This window comes from Dictyobacter formicarum, from assembly GCF_016587435.1.
Window position 1 is genome coordinate 307,647 of the sequence record NZ_BNJJ01000005.1, and the last position, 17,445, is coordinate 325,091.

The 17,445-nt window shown below is 50.8% G+C and carries 18 protein-coding genes; 12 read left to right on the forward strand and 6 right to left on the reverse strand.

Annotated elements, in window-relative coordinates; translation table 11 throughout:
- Positions 1-161: 161 nt before the first annotated feature.
- The 5 genes from JMI88_RS11100 to JMI88_RS11120 all read left to right on the forward strand — a co-directional run bounded on the left by JMI88_RS11100 (position 162) and on the right by JMI88_RS11120 (position 3,226).
- The gene (locus tag JMI88_RS11100; protein ID WP_201361892.1) at positions 162-1,340 is read left to right on the forward strand and encodes a lysylphosphatidylglycerol synthase transmembrane domain-containing protein; all 1,179 of its coding nucleotides are present in this window, start codon (positions 162-164) and stop codon (positions 1,338-1,340) included.
- 198 nt (positions 1,341-1,538) lie between these two features.
- Positions 1,539-1,721, forward strand: a complete 183-nt coding sequence (gene rpsU, locus JMI88_RS11105; protein ID WP_201361893.1) for a 30S ribosomal protein S21 — start codon at positions 1,539-1,541, stop codon at positions 1,719-1,721.
- 196 nt (positions 1,722-1,917) lie between these two features.
- Positions 1,918-2,490, forward strand: coding sequence for an rRNA maturation RNase YbeY (gene ybeY / locus JMI88_RS11110; protein ID WP_201361894.1), 573 nt, complete (start codon positions 1,918-1,920; stop codon positions 2,488-2,490).
- The gene (locus JMI88_RS11115; protein ID WP_201361895.1) at positions 2,487-2,915 is read left to right on the forward strand and encodes a diacylglycerol kinase family protein; all 429 of its coding nucleotides are present in this window, start codon (positions 2,487-2,489) and stop codon (positions 2,913-2,915) included. The genes ybeY and JMI88_RS11115 overlap by 4 nt, the downstream gene beginning before the upstream one ends.
- Before the next feature lie 80 nt (positions 2,916-2,995).
- The gene (locus JMI88_RS11120; protein ID WP_201361896.1) at positions 2,996-3,226 is read left to right on the forward strand and encodes a hypothetical protein; all 231 of its coding nucleotides are present in this window, start codon (positions 2,996-2,998) and stop codon (positions 3,224-3,226) included.
- 236 nt (positions 3,227-3,462) lie between these two features.
- Here the strand turns inward: JMI88_RS11120 and efp are convergent, their stop codons facing one another.
- The 3 genes from efp to JMI88_RS11135 all read right to left on the reverse strand — a co-directional run bounded on the left by efp (position 3,463) and on the right by JMI88_RS11135 (position 6,296).
- Complete coding sequence (gene efp, locus JMI88_RS11125) at positions 3,463-4,029, reverse strand: elongation factor P (RefSeq protein WP_201361897.1); 567 nt, start codon at positions 4,027-4,029, stop codon at positions 3,463-3,465.
- Between the two features lie 111 nt (positions 4,030-4,140).
- Positions 4,141-5,193, reverse strand: a complete 1,053-nt coding sequence (locus JMI88_RS11130) for a THUMP domain-containing class I SAM-dependent methyltransferase (protein WP_201361898.1) — start codon at positions 5,191-5,193, stop codon at positions 4,141-4,143.
- A 305-nt stretch (positions 5,194-5,498) separates the two neighbouring features.
- A complete protein-coding gene (locus tag JMI88_RS11135; RefSeq protein WP_201361899.1) occupies positions 5,499-6,296 on the reverse strand; it encodes a hypothetical protein in 798 nt (265 codons plus the stop codon).
- 415 nt (positions 6,297-6,711) lie between these two features.
- Between JMI88_RS11135 and JMI88_RS11140 the strand changes: the two genes are divergently transcribed.
- The 3 genes from JMI88_RS11140 to JMI88_RS11150 all read left to right on the forward strand — a co-directional run bounded on the left by JMI88_RS11140 (position 6,712) and on the right by JMI88_RS11150 (position 8,933).
- Positions 6,712-7,191 (forward strand): MerR family transcriptional regulator, encoded by a 480-nt coding sequence (locus JMI88_RS11140; protein ID WP_201361900.1) that lies wholly within the window; start codon positions 6,712-6,714, stop codon positions 7,189-7,191.
- Between the two features lie 88 nt (positions 7,192-7,279).
- Positions 7,280-8,065 carry a lipoyl protein ligase domain-containing protein gene (locus JMI88_RS11145; RefSeq protein WP_201361901.1) on the forward strand — a complete coding sequence of 262 codons (786 nt, stop codon included), beginning with the start codon at positions 7,280-7,282 and terminating at the stop codon, positions 8,063-8,065.
- Positions 8,066-8,090: 25 nt separating this feature from the next.
- Positions 8,091-8,933 (forward strand): PIG-L deacetylase family protein, encoded by an 843-nt coding sequence (locus tag JMI88_RS11150; protein WP_201361902.1) that lies wholly within the window; start codon positions 8,091-8,093, stop codon positions 8,931-8,933.
- A gap of 283 nt (positions 8,934-9,216) precedes the next feature.
- Here JMI88_RS11150 and JMI88_RS11155 read toward each other — a convergent pair whose 3' ends face one another.
- The gene (locus JMI88_RS11155; protein ID WP_201361903.1) at positions 9,217-10,290 is read right to left on the reverse strand and encodes a C39 family peptidase; all 1,074 of its coding nucleotides are present in this window, start codon (positions 10,288-10,290) and stop codon (positions 9,217-9,219) included.
- A gap of 804 nt (positions 10,291-11,094) precedes the next feature.
- On the opposite strand from JMI88_RS11155, the gene JMI88_RS11160 reads away from it, so the two are divergent.
- Together JMI88_RS11160 and JMI88_RS11165 are read left to right on the forward strand one after the other, a co-directional pair.
- Positions 11,095-11,367, forward strand: a complete 273-nt coding sequence (locus JMI88_RS11160; RefSeq protein ID WP_201361904.1) for a hypothetical protein — start codon at positions 11,095-11,097, stop codon at positions 11,365-11,367.
- A gap of 59 nt (positions 11,368-11,426) precedes the next feature.
- A complete protein-coding gene (locus JMI88_RS11165; RefSeq protein ID WP_201361905.1) occupies positions 11,427-13,016 on the forward strand; it encodes an asparagine synthase-related protein in 1,590 nt (529 codons plus the stop codon).
- A 61-nt stretch (positions 13,017-13,077) separates the two neighbouring features.
- On the opposite strand, the gene JMI88_RS11170 is transcribed toward JMI88_RS11165, so the two are convergent.
- Both JMI88_RS11170 and folP read right to left on the reverse strand, forming a co-directional pair.
- A complete protein-coding gene (locus JMI88_RS11170; RefSeq protein ID WP_201361906.1) occupies positions 13,078-14,496 on the reverse strand; it encodes a bifunctional folylpolyglutamate synthase/dihydrofolate synthase in 1,419 nt (472 codons plus the stop codon).
- Between the two features lie 14 nt (positions 14,497-14,510).
- Entirely contained in the window at positions 14,511-15,389 is an 879-nt protein-coding gene (gene folP / locus JMI88_RS11175; RefSeq protein ID WP_201361907.1) for a dihydropteroate synthase, read from the reverse strand.
- 313 nt (positions 15,390-15,702) lie between these two features.
- Here folP and JMI88_RS11180 point away from each other — a divergent pair, with 313 nt between their 5' ends.
- A complete protein-coding gene (locus JMI88_RS11180; protein ID WP_201361908.1) occupies positions 15,703-16,197 on the forward strand; it encodes a hypothetical protein in 495 nt (164 codons plus the stop codon).
- Between the two features lie 88 nt (positions 16,198-16,285).
- Positions 16,286-17,404 (forward strand): polyprenyl synthetase family protein, encoded by a 1,119-nt coding sequence (locus JMI88_RS11185; protein ID WP_201361909.1) that lies wholly within the window; start codon positions 16,286-16,288, stop codon positions 17,402-17,404.
- Positions 17,405-17,445: the final 41 nt, after the last annotated feature.

Consider the following 17,445-nt stretch of genomic DNA (forward strand, 5'->3'; position numbering starts at 1 on the left):
GTGAGAGAGGGCCAGAAGGTCAAAAGCCGTTTTTTAGGCAGCGCAGTATACTGGGTAGAGATAGTGCATATACTCCCCTACCTCGTCTTTGCGTTGTCTGATGTGCGCCTGTACGGTGGATGTAATGCGTATCTGTAAAGTCCAATAATGTGGAGGATGTCTTGGCTCGTGATAATGATGAGGCCCGGCACATAAGCCAGGTTGCCATAGATGGGGAACATACAACGCAGTCAACGCATGGAAGTTCAGTGGAAGATGCATCTCACCTTAAACAGTCCACCAGCGAGACTGAGGGCAGCCAGAATACGGATGAGGTTAGCCGCGATCAACTCGCGCTAGGCAAACGCCTCTTGAACTGGCGAACGCTGGTCCCACTGGCATTTGTTATCGTTGCTCTGGTCATTGTTGCCCTCAAAGCAAATATCAACCCTCAGAAAACCTGGGCAGCTATGAAGCATGCCAATTTCTTCTTCTTCCTGTGTGCTTTCAGCATTTATTATCTCTCCTTTGGCTTGCGAGCATGGCGCTGGAAATTTCTGCTTGAGAATGTCGGCTTTAAGCCTGAAAATGGCATTCATTTACCGCGCTTAAAAAAATTGGTGGAGATCGTCTATATCTCGTTCTTTGCCAATGTAGTTGTGCCAGCTAAATTAGGGGACCTCTACCGCGCATACCTGCTACGCCAGGAAATCAACGTCTCAACAACCCGCAGTTTCGGTACCGTACTGGCAGAGCGGCTCCTGGACTTGATTGTCCTGCTCCTGTTGTTTATTCCTGCTATCCTGATTAGCCTGCACCAGAATATGCCGCCCCAGCTTGCCCTGGGTATGAAGATTCTTCTGGCAGCGGTGGTCGTTGGTGTCATCGGGTTATTCATCTTGCGCCATGTCCGTGAGCCTATCGCTAAACTGGTTCCAGGGCGCTTTCGTGAGCAATATTATCATTTTCAAGAGGGGACGCTCGGGTCATTCCGACGCTTACCTCGGCTGGCTATGCTTACCATGGGTGTATGGAGCTGCGAGGCCCTGCGCTTCTTCTTCATCGCCCTGGCATTGCATCTGATCGATGGCGATCTCACTCATATTCTGACTGCCTCGGCATTTATCGGACTAGGAGAAGCTCTCCTGACGGTTGTTCCGGCCACAGGAGGAGGTGTGGGCCTGGTCGAAGGGGGAATGGCGGCAATGATCGCCCTGTTCTACAAAGGGGCAGACCTGGTCAACCAGACGGCCGCGGCAATTTTACTCGATCGCATTATTACCCTGTTTAGTATCCTGGCACTCGGCTTTATTGTTTTTGTCATTGCCTTTGGTAAAAAAGCTACGCGCCAGACGAAATGAGCAGGCAGGCTGAGAAATTTCATAAGGTAGGGGTTGATAACTGCCAGGCAGGCAAAAAAGATCGCGACCTGGAGTCGGCAACATCTTGACACAATGGAGTGCCTACACTATAATTTTTGCGCAGGTCTACAAAGTAGTTATGGGAATTCAGATGCAATTCATCCCTACTTTAAACCAGGCCATGAGAGGGGGGATCTGGTGACTGAAGTCAAAATCGGTAGTAACGAGATGTTTGAGACGGCGCTGAAGCGCTTCAACCGTAAAATTCAGCAGGATGGCATCCTGGCTGAGGCACGCCGCCGCGAGCATTATGAAAAACCGAGCATAAAACGCAAAAGAAAAGAAGCTGCACGACAACGTAAAGCCGCTCGCAGAAGTTAGTATGAGCGATACAGCCTTACGGATACAATAATGCAGTAAGTTTTTGTTTGAGAGACATGCTGAGAATGCCATTGCTTCTCGGCTGTGTCTCTCATAAGACTTATCTCTGGTAAGCTTTCAAGCTTCTCTTTTTACTCAATAGAGTATCTTCAATACCCTCAAATACGAGCAATTCCCTATTTTTGAGGATTTTTTCATGCATGAACATCCGGCCATCGAGTTATATTTTAATCTCAGCGATGAAGCACAAAACGCACAGGTAGAACAGGTTATCGCCGCGATTGATCTGGATAGTGTCGTCAGCTATACATTGCAAGCCGCCGCCATCACACAGCCAGTCATGCTCACCTTGCTGATTTCAGATGATGCTGGCATTCAGGAAATGAACAGGCAGTATCGCGAACAGGATAAAGCAACCGATGTGCTGTCGTTTCCACTGTTAGAACAACCCATCGTCCAGGCGCCAGCCGAGCAATTATGGGCACCACAAGAGGCTGAAGGTGCTAAGGAACCATCCTCTACCCCAACCTTTGTGACGCCCCCTGGTATGGTAACTAACCTCGGCGATATTGTGATCTCCTGGCCTACCATGCAACGCCAAGCACAAGAGGCCGGTCACGAAGAGACCACCGAGTTCATTTACCTGTTCTCCCACGGTGTACTACACTTGATTGGCTATGACGATCATACAGAAGCTGGTTACCAGGCAATGGTGGCTATTCAACAGGCAGTGCTGCAAAAATTGGGGCAAAAGGCATACCGCTCATGAAACAGCCAAAGCAAGCACCCAGAGCACCATTACATAAGCATACCTCAAGGAATGAGTTTAGCAAGTTTCTGGCAGGTTTTGGCTTTGCTTTTCAAGGACTCTGGTATGCTATTCGCACACAGCGCAATGTGCGCGTGCATCTGGCGATGGCGATCCTGGCAATTCTGCTGGGCGTGTTTCTCCATATTTCTGCCGTTGAATTTGCCCTGGTCTTTATCGCCATTAGCGGAGTCTTTATTGCTGAGATGATGAACACCGCTATAGAGCTCTGCGTCGATCTGGCTTCACCCAATTACCATCCCCTGGCGAAGGTCGCTAAGGATGTGGCGGCAGGTGCCGTATTAGTGAACGCCATTCTATCAATCATTATTGCCCTCTTCATCTTCGGGCCACATCTATGGGCTCTGCTCTTCCATACGCTATAAATAGCGTCCTATACCTGTTCCTTCTCGGCCACAAGATGATGAAGACAGGCAACAAGAATAGAAAGATGTTTTTTTTATCTATGTCTTTTCTTGCAAATCCACTTACCGTCATTATGCTGTGGATCGTAGTTATTATTCTCTTCGCGCTGTTCATTGTAATCCGCATTGCGCGAACGCCTCAAGAGCGCCGAGGACAGATAACGCTGGAAATCATTCCTACCGTGCTAGGCTTTGTGGTTCTCATGGTGTTGATTTTATTTTTTCCGGGCATCTTTGCCTATGTGCGAGGATTGATCGTACACAAACCCTGAAGATAATGCTTCAATAAAAGAGGGCCAGCAGTCAGCTGGCTCTCTTTTATTGAATATATGCATCTCTATAGCATCATGCATAAATGTCCTTCGATCACGCCTCGCGCCTGCGGCGCTCGCTTCTGTTTGTGTAGTGAAATTGCCGGGCAGGTACACCCGCCCGGCAATTTCACTACACAAACAGATAATGAAAAAGTTACACATGACGTTGTATAGATATTTAACAGGAGCAATTCTTACTTGACACGCTCAACGTATTGACCGGTGCGGGTATCAATACGGATGCGGTCACCAGGATTAACGAACAGGGGAACGTTGACCACTGCGCCGCTCTCCAGAGTGGCGGGTTTGGTGACGTTGTTAGCCGTGTCACCGCGTACACCTGGCTCAGCGCTCTCGACGGTCAGTTCCAGGAAGTTTGGCAACTGCACGGCAATGATGTTCTCTCCGTCCACCAGCATCTCAACTTCATCTTGTTCTTTCAGAAATCTGATAGCATCGCCCAGCATCTCTTTTGGGATAGGCTGCTGATCAAAGGTCTCAGTGTTCATAAAGACATAATCGTCGCCATCAATATACAGGAATTGCCAGTTTTGATGTTCAACACGTACCTCATCAACCTCTTCACCGGCCCGGAAACGCTGCTCGATCACGCGACCATTTTTGAGATTTTTTAAGCGTGTGCGTACAAAAGCACGCCAGTTACCTGGACTGACATGATGGAATTCAGTAATCGTCCAGAGATCGTTGTTGTAACGAATAACCATGCCATTACGAAAATCGGTAGTAGTTGCATTAGCCAAGGGAGTAATCTCCTCTCTTCATTCTTTACTATTGTTCTTTATACAAGAGCTATGCAGCAACATTCTCAAAGAGAACGCTGGAAACATCCGGCTCTATCTTGCATACGAAGATTATGCCCGCTCCGACACAAAAATACTGGCTGGTTGACCAAGCACCACAAAGACAACTTTTTTCTGGGTTCTCCATCCATGCTCCTGGATGATGCGATCCCATAAGCGGTCCTCACTGGTTAGCGAAACCATTAAACCACCAGGGGCCAGCACGCGGTCAAACTCACGTATCAATGCAGTATACAACGCTTCGTTATCTTCACGTGTGCCAATTTGCTTACCAAAGGGTAGATTGGTAATGATACGTGTCACACTGGAGGCTTCGAGGGGAAGCGTGCGCGCATCCCAGCGTTTCCAGCTAATGTCAACGTCGGCTGCCCGGGCGTTGCGCCGCGCCAGATTAACCGCCTGATCGCGTATGTCGCCACCCAGCGCTTGCTTTACCGGACCCAACAACGCGCGCTCGATCAGAATCGTACCAGCCCCACAGAGGGGGTCCAGGACGATATCGTCGTCGGTAGGCTGAGATAGCCAGCTCATAGAGGCGGCAACGGTGGGTCGTAGGGAAGCAGGAAGGTGCTCGCGCTTGTATGGTCGATGGCGCATTGTAGCATCACTGAGCCGCACACCAATCAGAACGTCACCTCCACCTAACCAGAGCCAGATCTCTAGGTCAGCATCATCTTCAACCAGGCGCATACTACGGGGCATGCTTTTACGCAACGCATCGGTTACCGCCTGGCCCGCGTCAACACGACGAAAATCGTAGGAACCGACCATCTGGCTCACGACACGCCATGTACTAGGACGCGCCCCGTGATGCCCACGGCGCCAGCTCGCCACGGCGCTGCTGAGATCAGCATTTAAGGTTGCGCTATGCAAAACACGCAATGCATCGGGTCCACGTCGCAAGCCCTTAATATGAGCAAGGGCGGCAAAAACATCCTCGGTAGTATGTAAGTCTAGCAGATTTTCAGGTAATGCCGAGGTCCGAAAGAGCGCGATACCACGCATAAATTTTACAAGTGTGGACTCAGGTATAGTGGCGCGAATCTCGCTAAAAGCCAGTGTTTCTAGTCCTGGCATAGTCATTGCATAGAAAAGATCTGACATGTATCCTAATTTTCTTCCAACCATGACGCCTTCAGTGCGTATAGGCGGGGCCGTACTCTGATAAAAACGCAGCTGAATTGCAGACAATACGCAATATTTATGTGCGCAACATAGAGGTGCATACCTCAATCATTCGAGAGGGAATAAGAGAGTAAAGGAACTCAACCACACTTTTTGGGATTTCCTTCTGTTGCCCATCAGCGTGTCATGATATCATAGACGCTCTGATCTCGCAATCCCTGCCACTTAACGCGCAGCTAGCAGTGGAAAGCTATCTCTTCTCATGTACAGGCTAACAGGGACCTTTACATGAGAAGGTCAGTCACCACGGCAATTTCCTGGGGATATTTGGCCAGGCGCTTCTTTTTGAGATTTTCACGTAAGATCCAGTTAACATCGGTATCATTCCATAAGGCGCACTCACGCATAAACGCAAAGCCTTTTGCGGGCAGCGCGGCAGCGACAACGCTCAGAGTATAACCCAGCGTGCGTCGTAAAATGCGAAAATCTTCACATTTGCGCTCTGTAGCAGGCACATGTGAGATGTGCTCTAATACTGTGCGCTGCAACTGTAAGGCGCCTTCGATCAGCTCGGGAACATAGAGCAGTCGTGGCTCGGCAATGGCAGCGACCGCGGCCCGCTGCTGCAAAAAACTATCACTGATTGCCAGTTGAGAGAGATACGGCATGATTGTCTGGGCGTCGGCGCTTAAAAGATGTTGAAAGGCTGTCGCTACGGCCTCTCTGACACGCCAGGAAGGGCTACAGGCATAATGGCTGAGCATGTCAACCACTTGCTCGCGCCACTCACTGCGCACAGCTGCGCAGGCGCCAGCCGCCACCACGCCACAAAGTATAACGAACTCGGACGGCGTATCATCAGCAATCAGCATCCGATTGCTATTGGAAAATGCGTATATGAGGGACAGAACGTTATCAGGATGCTTCGTGCTGGCCGAGGCCAATAAATAGGCGAAGTCATTGGCCAATTCAAGATTGGCCCGGGGGCCAGGGAGACGGCTATGCTCACGCAAATAAAACTCAAGCGGGCGATGATGCCCGGTAATAGCTCTCTCAACCAGAGAAGATAATGTATCATGCATATCAATTATCCTTGCATCAAAAAACAACAACGGCTCTGGTTTGACTATTTCCGACTGCGCTATGCAACACCTTTAGAAGTATGTTTGTCCTGCGCATATTCCAACCTCCCAGTTCACTTTCCACCACCACGCTACATCCAGCGAGGGTCAGGACATTTCTACACTCATCATTTTACCATACATCTAATAATTTTAGATTTGTTTCCTGACATAAAACTCTTCCTTAACATTGACGTGAACGTTAATGAGATGAGATAATAAACTGTTACCAGTTAGCAGTATTGTTAAGGTTATGCCGATGCTTTTCCAGGTCATGACTTGATGATATTTCAAGATGGGCGAGGGAATATAAGCAATAAAACTCAAAGCATTCCTAATCAATTCCTGACAGCAACATAAAAGAGAGTCGACACATATGACACATTCCGATGATGACGAGGAAGATCAAAACACAACAACGCAGAATTACTATTCAATTGAGCAGGTAGCAACTCGTGCCCAGTTGACGAAACGTACGTTGCGCTACTATGAAGAGATGGGGTTACTGCCTCAGGCTGAGCGTACTGAAGGTAATTATCGGCGCTATACTGAAGAAGATTTACAACGTATAATTTACATCAAGTCACTACGCGAGCTGATGGGTCTTTCGCTCGGGGAAATTCGCAAGTTTTTACAGGCCGAAGATGAACGCGAGCAGGAGAGAACAGCCTTTCGCCAGGGCGCAGATATACAGCAAAAATTGGTCCACCTGGATCGATCCGATGAGATTATCCGTGAGCAACTGACCCTGATTGAGCAAAAAATGAATGGCCTCAAAAGTATGCAGCAACAGTTATTCGAGCGCATGGAAAAGCATGCACTCAAGCGGCAAGCGTTACAAGAGCGAGATTTTTAGCGCACTGCTTTATGTGACACCAAAGCACCAGCGTGATAAAATAATAAGCAAAATTCTAAAATCAAAAGAGAAAAGTACAAAAGCGCCTATGAGTAACTGGCTCATCTATCCGCTAACGATTGCTGACCAGCAACAACACATTGAGCATAGTGAGCAACTTTTGAGCAATGTCCAATCTGGTGATCCTGCCACAATCTATTGGTCTCTGGCCCAGCCCGCCGGATTGGTACTCGGGTTTTCCCAGAAGGAAAGCATTCTTAATCCAGCTGCCAGGGCAGCTGGATCATTTCCTGTCTATCACCGGCGCGCCGGGGGGACCGCGGTGCTGGTCGGGCCAACATTGCTCAGCTTAGATGTGGTGTTACCAGCCGATCATCCTCTCCATTTACCCGATCTGGTAGAGTCTTATCGCTGGTTCGGCGAATCCTGGGTAGCCACACTGGCCCAACTGGGGGCTCACACGCGCATGGTTACGCCAGCCGAGGCCCATGCCCAGCGTGCGCTGCGCAGACAGTCAGAGACACGGGAATATGAGATGTTGATGAATCGTGCCTGCTATGGCTCTCTCTCTCCCTATGAGGTCGTGGTTGGTCAACGCAAAGTCGTTGGCTTTGATATGATTCGCAGAAGAGCCGGCAGCCTGCTTCAGGCAGGTGTACTCTTGCAATGGGATAGCCAGCTGCTAGCATATTTATTGGGCCACACACCAACAGAACAGAAACTCCTACAAAAAGGTCTACTTGACCGGGCTGTGGGATTAGATACTCTACTCGGGCGTGTTATTACATGTGACGAGGTGATCAGCACCTTTGAGCGTGTTCTCATTAATGATGAACGCCAGCGCCTGATGGTTGATCCTTTATCCTCTTTTTAAATGCAATGAAAGGTTTGTTTATACAATGGGAGATCGAACTGCTCAGGGCGCAGTCGAAATGTTGACTGAGCCTGATTACGAGGCTATGGTAATTGGGGCACATCCGGACGATAATGATTTTGGTACGGCAGCTACCTGTGCTCTCTGGGCCAGCCAGGGGAAAAAGATTGTCTGGGTCGTCATGACCGATGGCACAGAAGGTAGCGAAATTCCTAGCCAGAGCGATGAAGAGTTGATGCTGCTGCGCGAGCAGGAGCAGCGAGCCGCCGCCGAGGTCTATGGCATTAAGGCGGTCGAGTTCCTGCGCAATCGCGATGGACATCTGGTCAATACAGAAGATGCGCGCCACAATGTGGTCAGGTTGATTCGAAAATATCGCCCCCGCGTCATCTTTACCCATGATCCAACATCTCATATCATGGCTCCAGATCCAGACGAGAAACCAGATGCGACCGGCTATCTCAACCATCCCGATCACCGGGCGACTGGTAATATCGTGGTAGATTCCATTTTTCCTTTCGCGGGCAATCCTCGCTCGTTCCGTGAGCTGCTGGCGGAAGGACTGCAGCCCTATCGTGTACATGAAGTATATTTCTTCGGTACCACTCAGACAAACACCTATGTGGATGTCACCGAGAGCATCGATAAAAAGGGTCAGGGCCTGATGTGCCACGCGTCTCAGTTTAATCCCGAGGATAACCAACGCATGGCTGAGCGCATGCGCGAGCGTGCCGCCTCGGTTGCTAAAGAGGCAAAAGAGAAAAAAGGGTTGGAGATGCGCTATGCCGAATCCTTCCGCCGCATGAAACTACATATTCCACCCGCACCTAAAGAGGAGGTCGCAGTGCCTGCCGGCAGCGAGGAATAAGTCATAGGTTTTTTTACAGGGTGTCAGACGCCCACGTCTATCGTGGTCTCTCTGCCTCACACTACGCTCCTGCGGAGCTCAAAAGAGGTTTTTATATTGATGCGAAACGCGCGCTGTGCGCGCGTTTCGCATCAATATAAAAAAAGAGATTGGGGGCGTCAGCACCCCCCGGCTGGTGCATAACGTGATTCCCATGATCATGGGGAAACTGAGCCCCCGCTTTCGGGCGGGTGCACACGCCCCCCAGGCTGGTGGCTTATCGCACCTACGGTGCGAGCTACTACTATTTCTTGGGGGTCACTACTACAGCGAAACCATCCCAGAGAGATAAGAACTTTGTCCGCGACATTGTCGTCTGGTTGAGGATCGAGGAATCTGCCAGATAGACCTGGTCGCCCTGACCACCACGCAAGACCAGAATGTGACCACCAGGTACGCGCGAAGGCGGAAAACTGACAATCACGGGACGCCCCTGGTTGGCGATCTTTACCACTTCATCCAGGGAGGGATTATTCAAATGGACAGCATTGAAGCCGAACCTGTCAACAGTGATATCAATACCACTGGACTGTAATAACCCTTGCTCTGGCGTGATCTGGTGGAGATTGGATTCAACTTTTAAGATATCAGTGACGCGAAAATGATTGCCACTGTAAGCATTGATCACTTCGGTCATGGATGCGGCTGAACAGGCAGACGCTGCCCAACGATCAAACTCGCTTTGCGACTGATACTGGTCGACCGACATCTGGTTGAGCCGTACCAGCGCCTTGGATGCCCCCACCACACCCACAAACAACGGCTGAGAGGGATTGTTGGCGGGCTTCGAAACAGTTTTGGGGGCTGCTGGTGCCGGGAGGTCAGACGTGATTACGGTCCAGAAGGATGGGACGGTACTGGAAGGTGCGAACAAGAGCGGCTGCAATGCAATCATACCAGCACCGAAGAGCGCAATCAGAATTAAGCAGATGCCTAACCAGGGAGTTGCTTCACCTCGCCGGGGCTGGATTAATTGTTTTACATTGAATAAAGCTAAAATCTGGGTCCATCCACCTGCCACTGGAGCAACAGGCTCAACTATTTCATAGGCCCCATAATTCATTTGCACGCGTGGTTGCTGTAAACGTGTTACACGCTGTGTCCGCGCTGGTTTCTGCACCTTGCGCATGCTGGCCGCTCTTCCATAAGCCTGGCCGCTCGTACCGCGACGATTCATCCGTGCCCGCGCTGCTTCCCGGGAAGCATATGAGGAGGCCTCGCGTTGCTGTTCGACGGCACTGGATCGCGGTGAAAGGAATAATCCTGCAACTACTAGCGTAAGAGCAATAGCCAACAGCATAAGCAGGACAATAATCATTAACAACTCCCCTATAGCATAATGTTTGACATAAGAATGTTTCTGCTTCCCTACGGTGATAGGAAGCAACGCGCCCCCATGCGGGCATCCGCATCTTTTTTATTTAGTGGTGAAATTGCGCAACGCGCAATTTCACCACTAAATAAAACTAACCTCTTTTTGAGCGCCGCAGGTGCGAACCGTCATAGGTGCTGACGAGCATGTCGGGGACATGCTCTCCTCCTCCTCGCCTCAGCTTGAAGGCACGAAGCGTATGGCGTTCAGACACTTTTTCAGAGCATGTAATACAATTTGGCGACCATGAACATAGTGAAGATACTACTGAATAAACGTCGTATTCACTATTTCCAACGTGTCTAAATATACTACTCTATATGACATTTGCTTTACTTTCAACATTCGTAATTAGAGGCATGTGATAACCTCAACTATTAAGCCTGAAGCCGCTTCACTCCTAGCTTTAAATCGATGTAAAGCTCTATTATTATAACATACAAAACGCGTATATGCTATCAAGATTACAGCGAAATGCAGCAATCTACATTAAAAAATATTAATATCATACTCAATATTTGCCGGGCGGAACATGGTGATAACGGACAACAATAGTACTACATCTCACATTGATGAGAAGTCAAAAAAAGGAGACAACGATGCTGACTTAACAGTAGCCAGAGATCATGATATGATGATCCAGATAGGTTCTATTCTGGTAGGCGAGTATGCAAACGAGCTACATCCACAAACCATATCGAGGGATAAAACTATCAGTGCATCAAACGATGAGAGAAGAGAGGGACAACTATGTACGTGTACTATATTTTGCGCGGGACCGCAAACAAGCAGGCAGTTGAATTTGAAGGCGATATAGATGACGAGCAATTTCCCAATGTAGATCGTACCGAGGGTCCAGATGTGGTTAACGCGGTAGTTCAAAAGCTGGCTGCTGAGGGCACACATGGTGAATGGACCGAGTGCGATTTGACCAATGAATACTATGATCGCGACGATACCTATGTATTTTTCAATAAAAAATGGATACGCCGCTCAGATATTCCATTGACCAATACTCGCTGAGGATATTTCGGCCTCGGAAAACATAGTGAAACAAGCGCACAACAAGAAAGGCTATCGCTATGGCCGTACTCGCAGGCTGGTTAACTGGCGAACAGGTGCCGCAGGAGATAATTGAGCAGACGCTAACGGCGATGGGCGAAGTACTGGCACATCACGGTGGTACGCCAGCCCGCTCTATCTATCCTGGCGCGGGCTTGATCGCCTTTGCTGATACAGCCTACGCGCAACAGCAATCAAAGGAGCCCCCGGTGCTGGATTGGGTGCCCGACCGGCGTACTCTTGTCTATCGGCGTCCACTCTCAGGTGTTCACCCACTTTTTTATATTGAAAACTGGCCGGCCGAGGGCAATTTACTCTTCGCCAGCGAGATAAAAGCCCTCTTTGCAGTGGGAGTTCCCAGGCGTTTGCACGTGGCGGCTCTGGATGCGCTCTGGCACTATGGCTCGATTCCAGCTCCATGGACCGCTCTTAAAGATATCCACGTGGTGCCTGCCGGTTCCATTCTGCGCTGGCAGCACGCCAAAACTGTTGTCAATGCGGCCGGAGATTTCTCGCTTGAGGCGGCCCGTTCTTCTACTGACGCCCTGGAACAACTGGATGCCTTGCTCAATCAGATCAGTCACGACCATTTACCCCCACACGAACAGGTAGTGGCTCTGCTCAGCGGGAGTCGCGCTTCATCGCTGGCTGCGGCCTTGAGCGCTCGGCAAAAAGGCCAGGGCTTTGCCAGTGCTGTTCTGAGCACCAGCGAAACTTTGACGACGAAAGGATGGAAAGAGGTACAAGCTGTTGCTGATACGTATGATCTACCATTGCTGGCAATTACCGCGGTAGATCAACCCACCTACTGGCAGGCTGCAGTACTGGGCCTGGAAGCACCTTGCTGCGATAGTCGTCCCCTGGCCATCCACCAATTGTTGCATACGATTATGGCTGAAACAGGTGCCCGCGTCGCCATCAGTGGACTGGGAGCACAAACCCTGCTGGGATTGAGCGCCAGCCAGCTCGCAATCGGTTCGGCTGACAATCTGCTGGCCAGCTATCGCCAGCGACAAAATCCACACCAGGCGCTGGCTGTAGAGCAGTTATGGTCTCCATCCACCAGACAGTTGCTGCAGACCACTGAAGGCTGGGAAGATACGCTGCATGCTCGTAAGTTACAACGGCGGGCACAGCAATATCCAGATAGCCGTCAGGGTCTCTATTATTTAGACCTGCACCTGCGGCTGGCAAATGAGCTGGTTTACCCCTTTTATCAACTTGCCATCCAGGAACGCATGGCGATCCGCTCACCCTATCTTAATGCTCATATCATCACATCCCTGATCTCTATCTCGCCCCTGCTCAGCGACGATCCCGAGACCCCAAACGCGCTGGATAGCCTGCTCCAACGCTATATGCCTGGCTTATCCAGCACGCCTAACGTGCTGCCCCTGACCATCCCGACTACATCTATTGCTCACGACAATGAGCTGTTCGAGCTTACGCTTGCTCCAGCAGCCATCCAGCGGCGAGGCATCTTTGATCTGGAGGCAGTGCAAGATCTACAGCGGCGTGCCGCCAAAGACCCAGCCGTCATCCGGGCGCTAATCTTTGTCTTCACTACCCAGCTGTTCTGCCACCTCTTTGGCATCGAAGAACAGGCATAAAAAGTAATCATTCTGCCAAAGCTCAGGCGCTCCAGCACCTGTTCGCAAAGGCGCGAAATGATTAGTGATCTACTCCTTCGATCTCGGATGCAGCCTGGGCATCGCCATGATCAGCCGCCCAGCGCAGGGCTTCACCGGCCAGGTAAAGCGACCCCGTTGCGCAGATCAAGTCCGCAGTATCAGCCAGGTCTGTGGCCAGGTCCAGCGCCTGCTCACAGGTCTCGGCCAGGCGAACAGACACGCCGGGGGCATATTGCTGCAATAAGGCCTGCAATTCCTCGGGTCGCATGGCACGCGGATTATTCGCATGGGTCAGGATGATTGTATCTACATCTGTCAGCTCTTGTAGCATGTGCGAGATGTCTTTATCTTTATTCACGCCCAGCACGATTAGCAGGCGATGTGGATCAAAGGTGGTGCGCAGGGCACGCAGCAACTTGTGCATAGAATCGGCATTATGTGCTCCATCTACCACGATGGTTGGCTCACGTCCCACAATCTGTATGCGCGCGGGCCAGTGAACGGCAGCCAGTCCTGTACGCAGAGCTTGCTCATCCCATTCGATTCCTTGCTTACGCAACTCTTCGAGGGTCGCGACTGCCACTGTAGCATTTTCTACCTGATATGCCCCAAGCAACGGCGTCGTCAGGTTGGTATAACTACCGGTGGGTGTCTGTATTGAGAAGCGTTGCCCATCTTCGCGCTGCTCATGGATTTGATAGCGATAATCAAGCGGCGGAACCTGGCCAGCCACTACCTCAGCCTGGGCTGGATCTTCTCCCGTGGCTCCAATTCGTACGATACGCGCATTACGCTGGCGGGCGATGGCTGTAATCGCCACCAGCGCTTCGGGAGACTGCGCGGAAGTAACAACCAGTCCATTGGGTTTGATGATGCCTGCTTTCTCAGTGGCAATTTTGGTCAGAGTGTCACCCAGGACACTCATATGATCATAGCTGATAGAGGTAATTACCGAGACTAGAGGTTGCGTCACATTGGTGGCGTCCAGGCGTCCTCCCAAGCCAACTTCAACCACGGCATGCTGGACATGCTGACGCGCAAAATATAATAAGGCCAGGGCTGTGCCAATCTCATAGGTAATAAAAGGGCCATACTGCTGGCTGGCTTGCACCTTCTCAACCGCGGCCTGGATCTCGGGTACCAGATCTGCCAGTTCTTGCTCACCAATTAAATGGCCGTTGGTCTGCGAGCGCTCACGAAAGGTATGCAGGTCCGGCTGCGTATAGAGGCCGGTACGCAGGCCCGCTTCGCGCAAGACACGCTCAATGTAAGCCGCCGTTGATCCTTTTCCCTTTGTGCCTGCAATCAGTGTATTACTATATTGCAAATGGGGATTACCCAGCTGCTTTAATAGTTCAACCTCGCGCAAAATATTTTCATTGCGATCTCTAGTATATTTGCCGCTACGCTCATAATCAGTAAAACTATAAATATATTCTAGTGCTTCTTTATAATTCACTATAATGCTCCGTTCTATGCATCCGGTTGCTGAAATGTGCCGCGCACAATAGCATCGCTCATTTTCACGACCCGCATCATCTCGCGCACGTCATGCACACGCACGATATCGGCTCCTTGCGCAATGCCCAGCGCCACCGTTGCTGCGGTTCCTTCCAGGCGTTCTTCAGGAGGCAAATCACCTAACACCTTTCCAATCGTGGATTTCCGCGATGTCCCCAGCAATAGCGGTCGGCCTAATAGGCGTAACTCACCTAGGCGTCGCAATAAGGTCAGATTTTCCAGGGCGGTGGTGCCAAAACCAATGCCGGGATCGATGATGATATGCTCCCAGGGAATACCAGCTGCTAAGGCCCGATCGATGGCGGCGGACAAAAAGCGCGTTACGTCGCTGACAATCTCGTGCTTTTGATAGCCACGCATATTGGCCATGAGCACCACGGGAACGCCGTAAGAGCGGGCAACCTCTGCCATGGAAGGATCGTGCTTGAGTCCCCAGATGTCATTGATCAGGTTGGCGCCCGCCTCCAGGGCCCTGGATGCCACTTCAGCTTTGTAGGTGTCGATCGAAATAATAACTTGCGCGGGCAGGTGCGCTCGCAGCGCCTGAATCACCGGTACCACGCGCTCGATTTCCTGCTCTATGGTCACGGTGGCAGCATTGGGGCGTGTCGACTCCCCACCGACATCTATAAATAGGGCACCTTCCGCTACAAAGTGTTCGGCCTGAGCGGTGGCGCGCTCGATCCAATCATCGCTCGTTCGCAAGCCATCACCGGAAAAAGAGTCCGGAGTCGCGTTGATAATACCCATCACATAGGTCTGCTGGCCCCATGTAATACTATGGTCGGCCCATTGTGTTGGAGGAAAAGTAACAGCCGTTGATAAAGACATCTGTGAAACCATCCTTTTATTGCGCCAAGAGAACTTTTATCATCATACTCTGTCATATAATTCAAAGGCAAGACTCTCTCAACGCTTGCCTGTATACGATACATAAAGATATGAGGGAGCTACTGGTGACCAACCAACAACATCCATAGGTCTTTCAGGTCGGTTGACAACGAGTTAGCTATCTGATTCGTTATATCACACAGATCACTCGATGCTATACTTACCTATAAGCGCACATTTAAGCATCTTATTGTACAGATATCGATCACGACCAACACGTGATCGCACAATAGCGACATGGAAGAAGAAAATCATGCCAAAAAGCAGTGAGGCCAAACAGTATCAGCGCAGTGTGAGCGCCGCTCGCCGTTGTCATGAATGTAGTGAAGAGGCGCTCGGACGTTGTCCTGATTGCCATATGTGCTTCTGCCAGGAGCATTTTCCGAAACAGCAGCATTCTCCCTGTGCTGAAAAGCAAATGAAGTTGTCACAAACACAGGTCTGCTATGTCTGTGGCACACAGGTTTATCCTGATCAGTGGTCCCTATCTAAAACCACCCACTACGTGGACCAATCCACCTGTCGCGGCTGTGGTCGCTACATTTGTGACGACCTGCATACCCAGAGCAAAGATGAGGATGTTATTATCTCACGCGAGGGGCTACGCGGACATCGCTATCAATATATTAATCGTTACTGCGATATGTGCTCACCGCTCAGTCGCGTTGGAGGCATCAGAGGAATAGCCCGTGGAGTGGTGGTCGTTGGCACTATAGCTGCCGCGGTGTTCTTCTATTTGCATCCGTAAATACAATTCTCATTGCAGATTTTGAGGAGAGAAAGGGGACGAGGGCGCATAGCGGATACGCGCTATACCATCTCGTATCATCATATTCATGGTCTTATCGACAACTCTACAATCTATGTTGCTCCGGCATCAGCATTCGATTGACACCGCATTGCGGACAACGCTGGACAAGGTCGCCTCGGGGTCCAGGGTAGCGGCTCTGGACACCTACTATGGGCAAATGCGCTATCATCTGGGCTGGGTGGATACCCGGCTGCACCCCACCAGAAGCAATCCAGGCAAGCTCTTGCGGCCAACCCTGCTCTTACTGGCTTATGAAGCTGCTGGAGCCTGGGGATTGACAGATGGTGCGGACGTAACCGACAATAGCTATTTGCGACGTGCGCTGGCTGCCGCGGTCTCAGTTGAGCTAACCCATAATTTTACGCTCATTCACGATGATATCGAAGATGGCGATACTGAGCGCCGCCATCGTCCCACAATGTGGACGATCTGGGGAGTTCCTCAGGCTATCAATACCGGCGATGGCATGTTTGGACTGGCACGCTTTACCCTGTGGGGCGTGCTGGAAAACGGCGTGGAAGGTGATATCGCGGCCCGCCTGGGAGCCGTGCTGGATCGCACAATCTTGGAGGTTGCAGAAGGACAATACCTGGATATTAGCTTTGAGCGGCGCCAGGATATTTCGGCCTCTATGTATATCGATATGATCAGCCGCAAGACCGCGGCCTTGATGCGCTGTTCAGCTGAAATGGGGGCGATGCTCGGGACACGCGATGCGGGCACAATCCAACGCCTGGCCAGCTTTGGTCAGGCCATTGGCGTAGCGTTCCAGGTGCGCGACGATCTATTGGGTGTCTGGGCTTCGGCAGCAGAGCTGGGAAAAACGCGGGCCGGCGATGTCTATCGTCGCAAGAAGAGCTTGCCAATTCTGCATGCCCTGGAACAGGCTAATCCACAGGACCTTCAGACGCTGCAGGATATTTATCAACAAGAGTCACCGGTCAGCGATGAGCAGGTGGAACAAGTGCTGGCAATTTTCGAGCGCACGCAGACTCGGGCCTATTGCCAGGCTTTCTTGCAACAGCAATGCGACGCCGCCTATGAGGCCTTAAACGCTGTCCCCCACATCAATAGCGTGGTCACTACACGCGCGCTTGGAGATATGCGCGCCATGGTGCAATTTATCGAAGCCGCTACGCATTAAACTTCTTGGAATTGTGGTGATGTCGTGTATTTTGAGGCCCT

Excerpts from the sequence above, each read along its gene's own strand:
- JMI88_RS11185 (WP_201361909.1), top strand. The coding sequence starts at position 16,286 with ATGGTCTTATCGACAACTCTACAATCTATGTTGCTCCGGCATCAGCAT.
- ybeY (WP_201361894.1), top strand. The coding sequence starts at position 1,918 with ATGCATGAACATCCGGCCATCGAGTTATATTTTAATCTCAGCGATGAA.
- folP (WP_201361907.1), bottom strand. The coding sequence starts at position 15,389 with ATGTCTTTATCAACGGCTGTTACTTTTCCTCCAACACAATGGGCCGAC.
- JMI88_RS11145 (WP_201361901.1), top strand. The coding sequence starts at position 7,280 with ATGAGTAACTGGCTCATCTATCCGCTAACGATTGCTGACCAGCAACAA.
- JMI88_RS11140 (WP_201361900.1), top strand. The coding sequence starts at position 6,712 with ATGACACATTCCGATGATGACGAGGAAGATCAAAACACAACAACGCAG.
- JMI88_RS11135 (WP_201361899.1), bottom strand. The coding sequence starts at position 6,296 with ATGCATGATACATTATCTTCTCTGGTTGAGAGAGCTATTACCGGGCAT.
- JMI88_RS11155 (WP_201361903.1), bottom strand. The coding sequence starts at position 10,290 with ATGATTATTGTCCTGCTTATGCTGTTGGCTATTGCTCTTACGCTAGTA.
- JMI88_RS11115 (WP_201361895.1), top strand. The coding sequence starts at position 2,487 with ATGAAACAGCCAAAGCAAGCACCCAGAGCACCATTACATAAGCATACC.
- JMI88_RS11120 (WP_201361896.1), top strand. The coding sequence starts at position 2,996 with ATGTCTTTTCTTGCAAATCCACTTACCGTCATTATGCTGTGGATCGTA.
- JMI88_RS11180 (WP_201361908.1), top strand. The coding sequence starts at position 15,703 with ATGCCAAAAAGCAGTGAGGCCAAACAGTATCAGCGCAGTGTGAGCGCC.
- JMI88_RS11150 (WP_201361902.1), top strand. The coding sequence starts at position 8,091 with ATGGGAGATCGAACTGCTCAGGGCGCAGTCGAAATGTTGACTGAGCCT.
- JMI88_RS11130 (WP_201361898.1), bottom strand. The coding sequence starts at position 5,193 with ATGTCAGATCTTTTCTATGCAATGACTATGCCAGGACTAGAAACACTG.
- JMI88_RS11165 (WP_201361905.1), top strand. The coding sequence starts at position 11,427 with ATGGCCGTACTCGCAGGCTGGTTAACTGGCGAACAGGTGCCGCAGGAG.
- JMI88_RS11160 (WP_201361904.1), top strand. The coding sequence starts at position 11,095 with ATGTACGTGTACTATATTTTGCGCGGGACCGCAAACAAGCAGGCAGTT.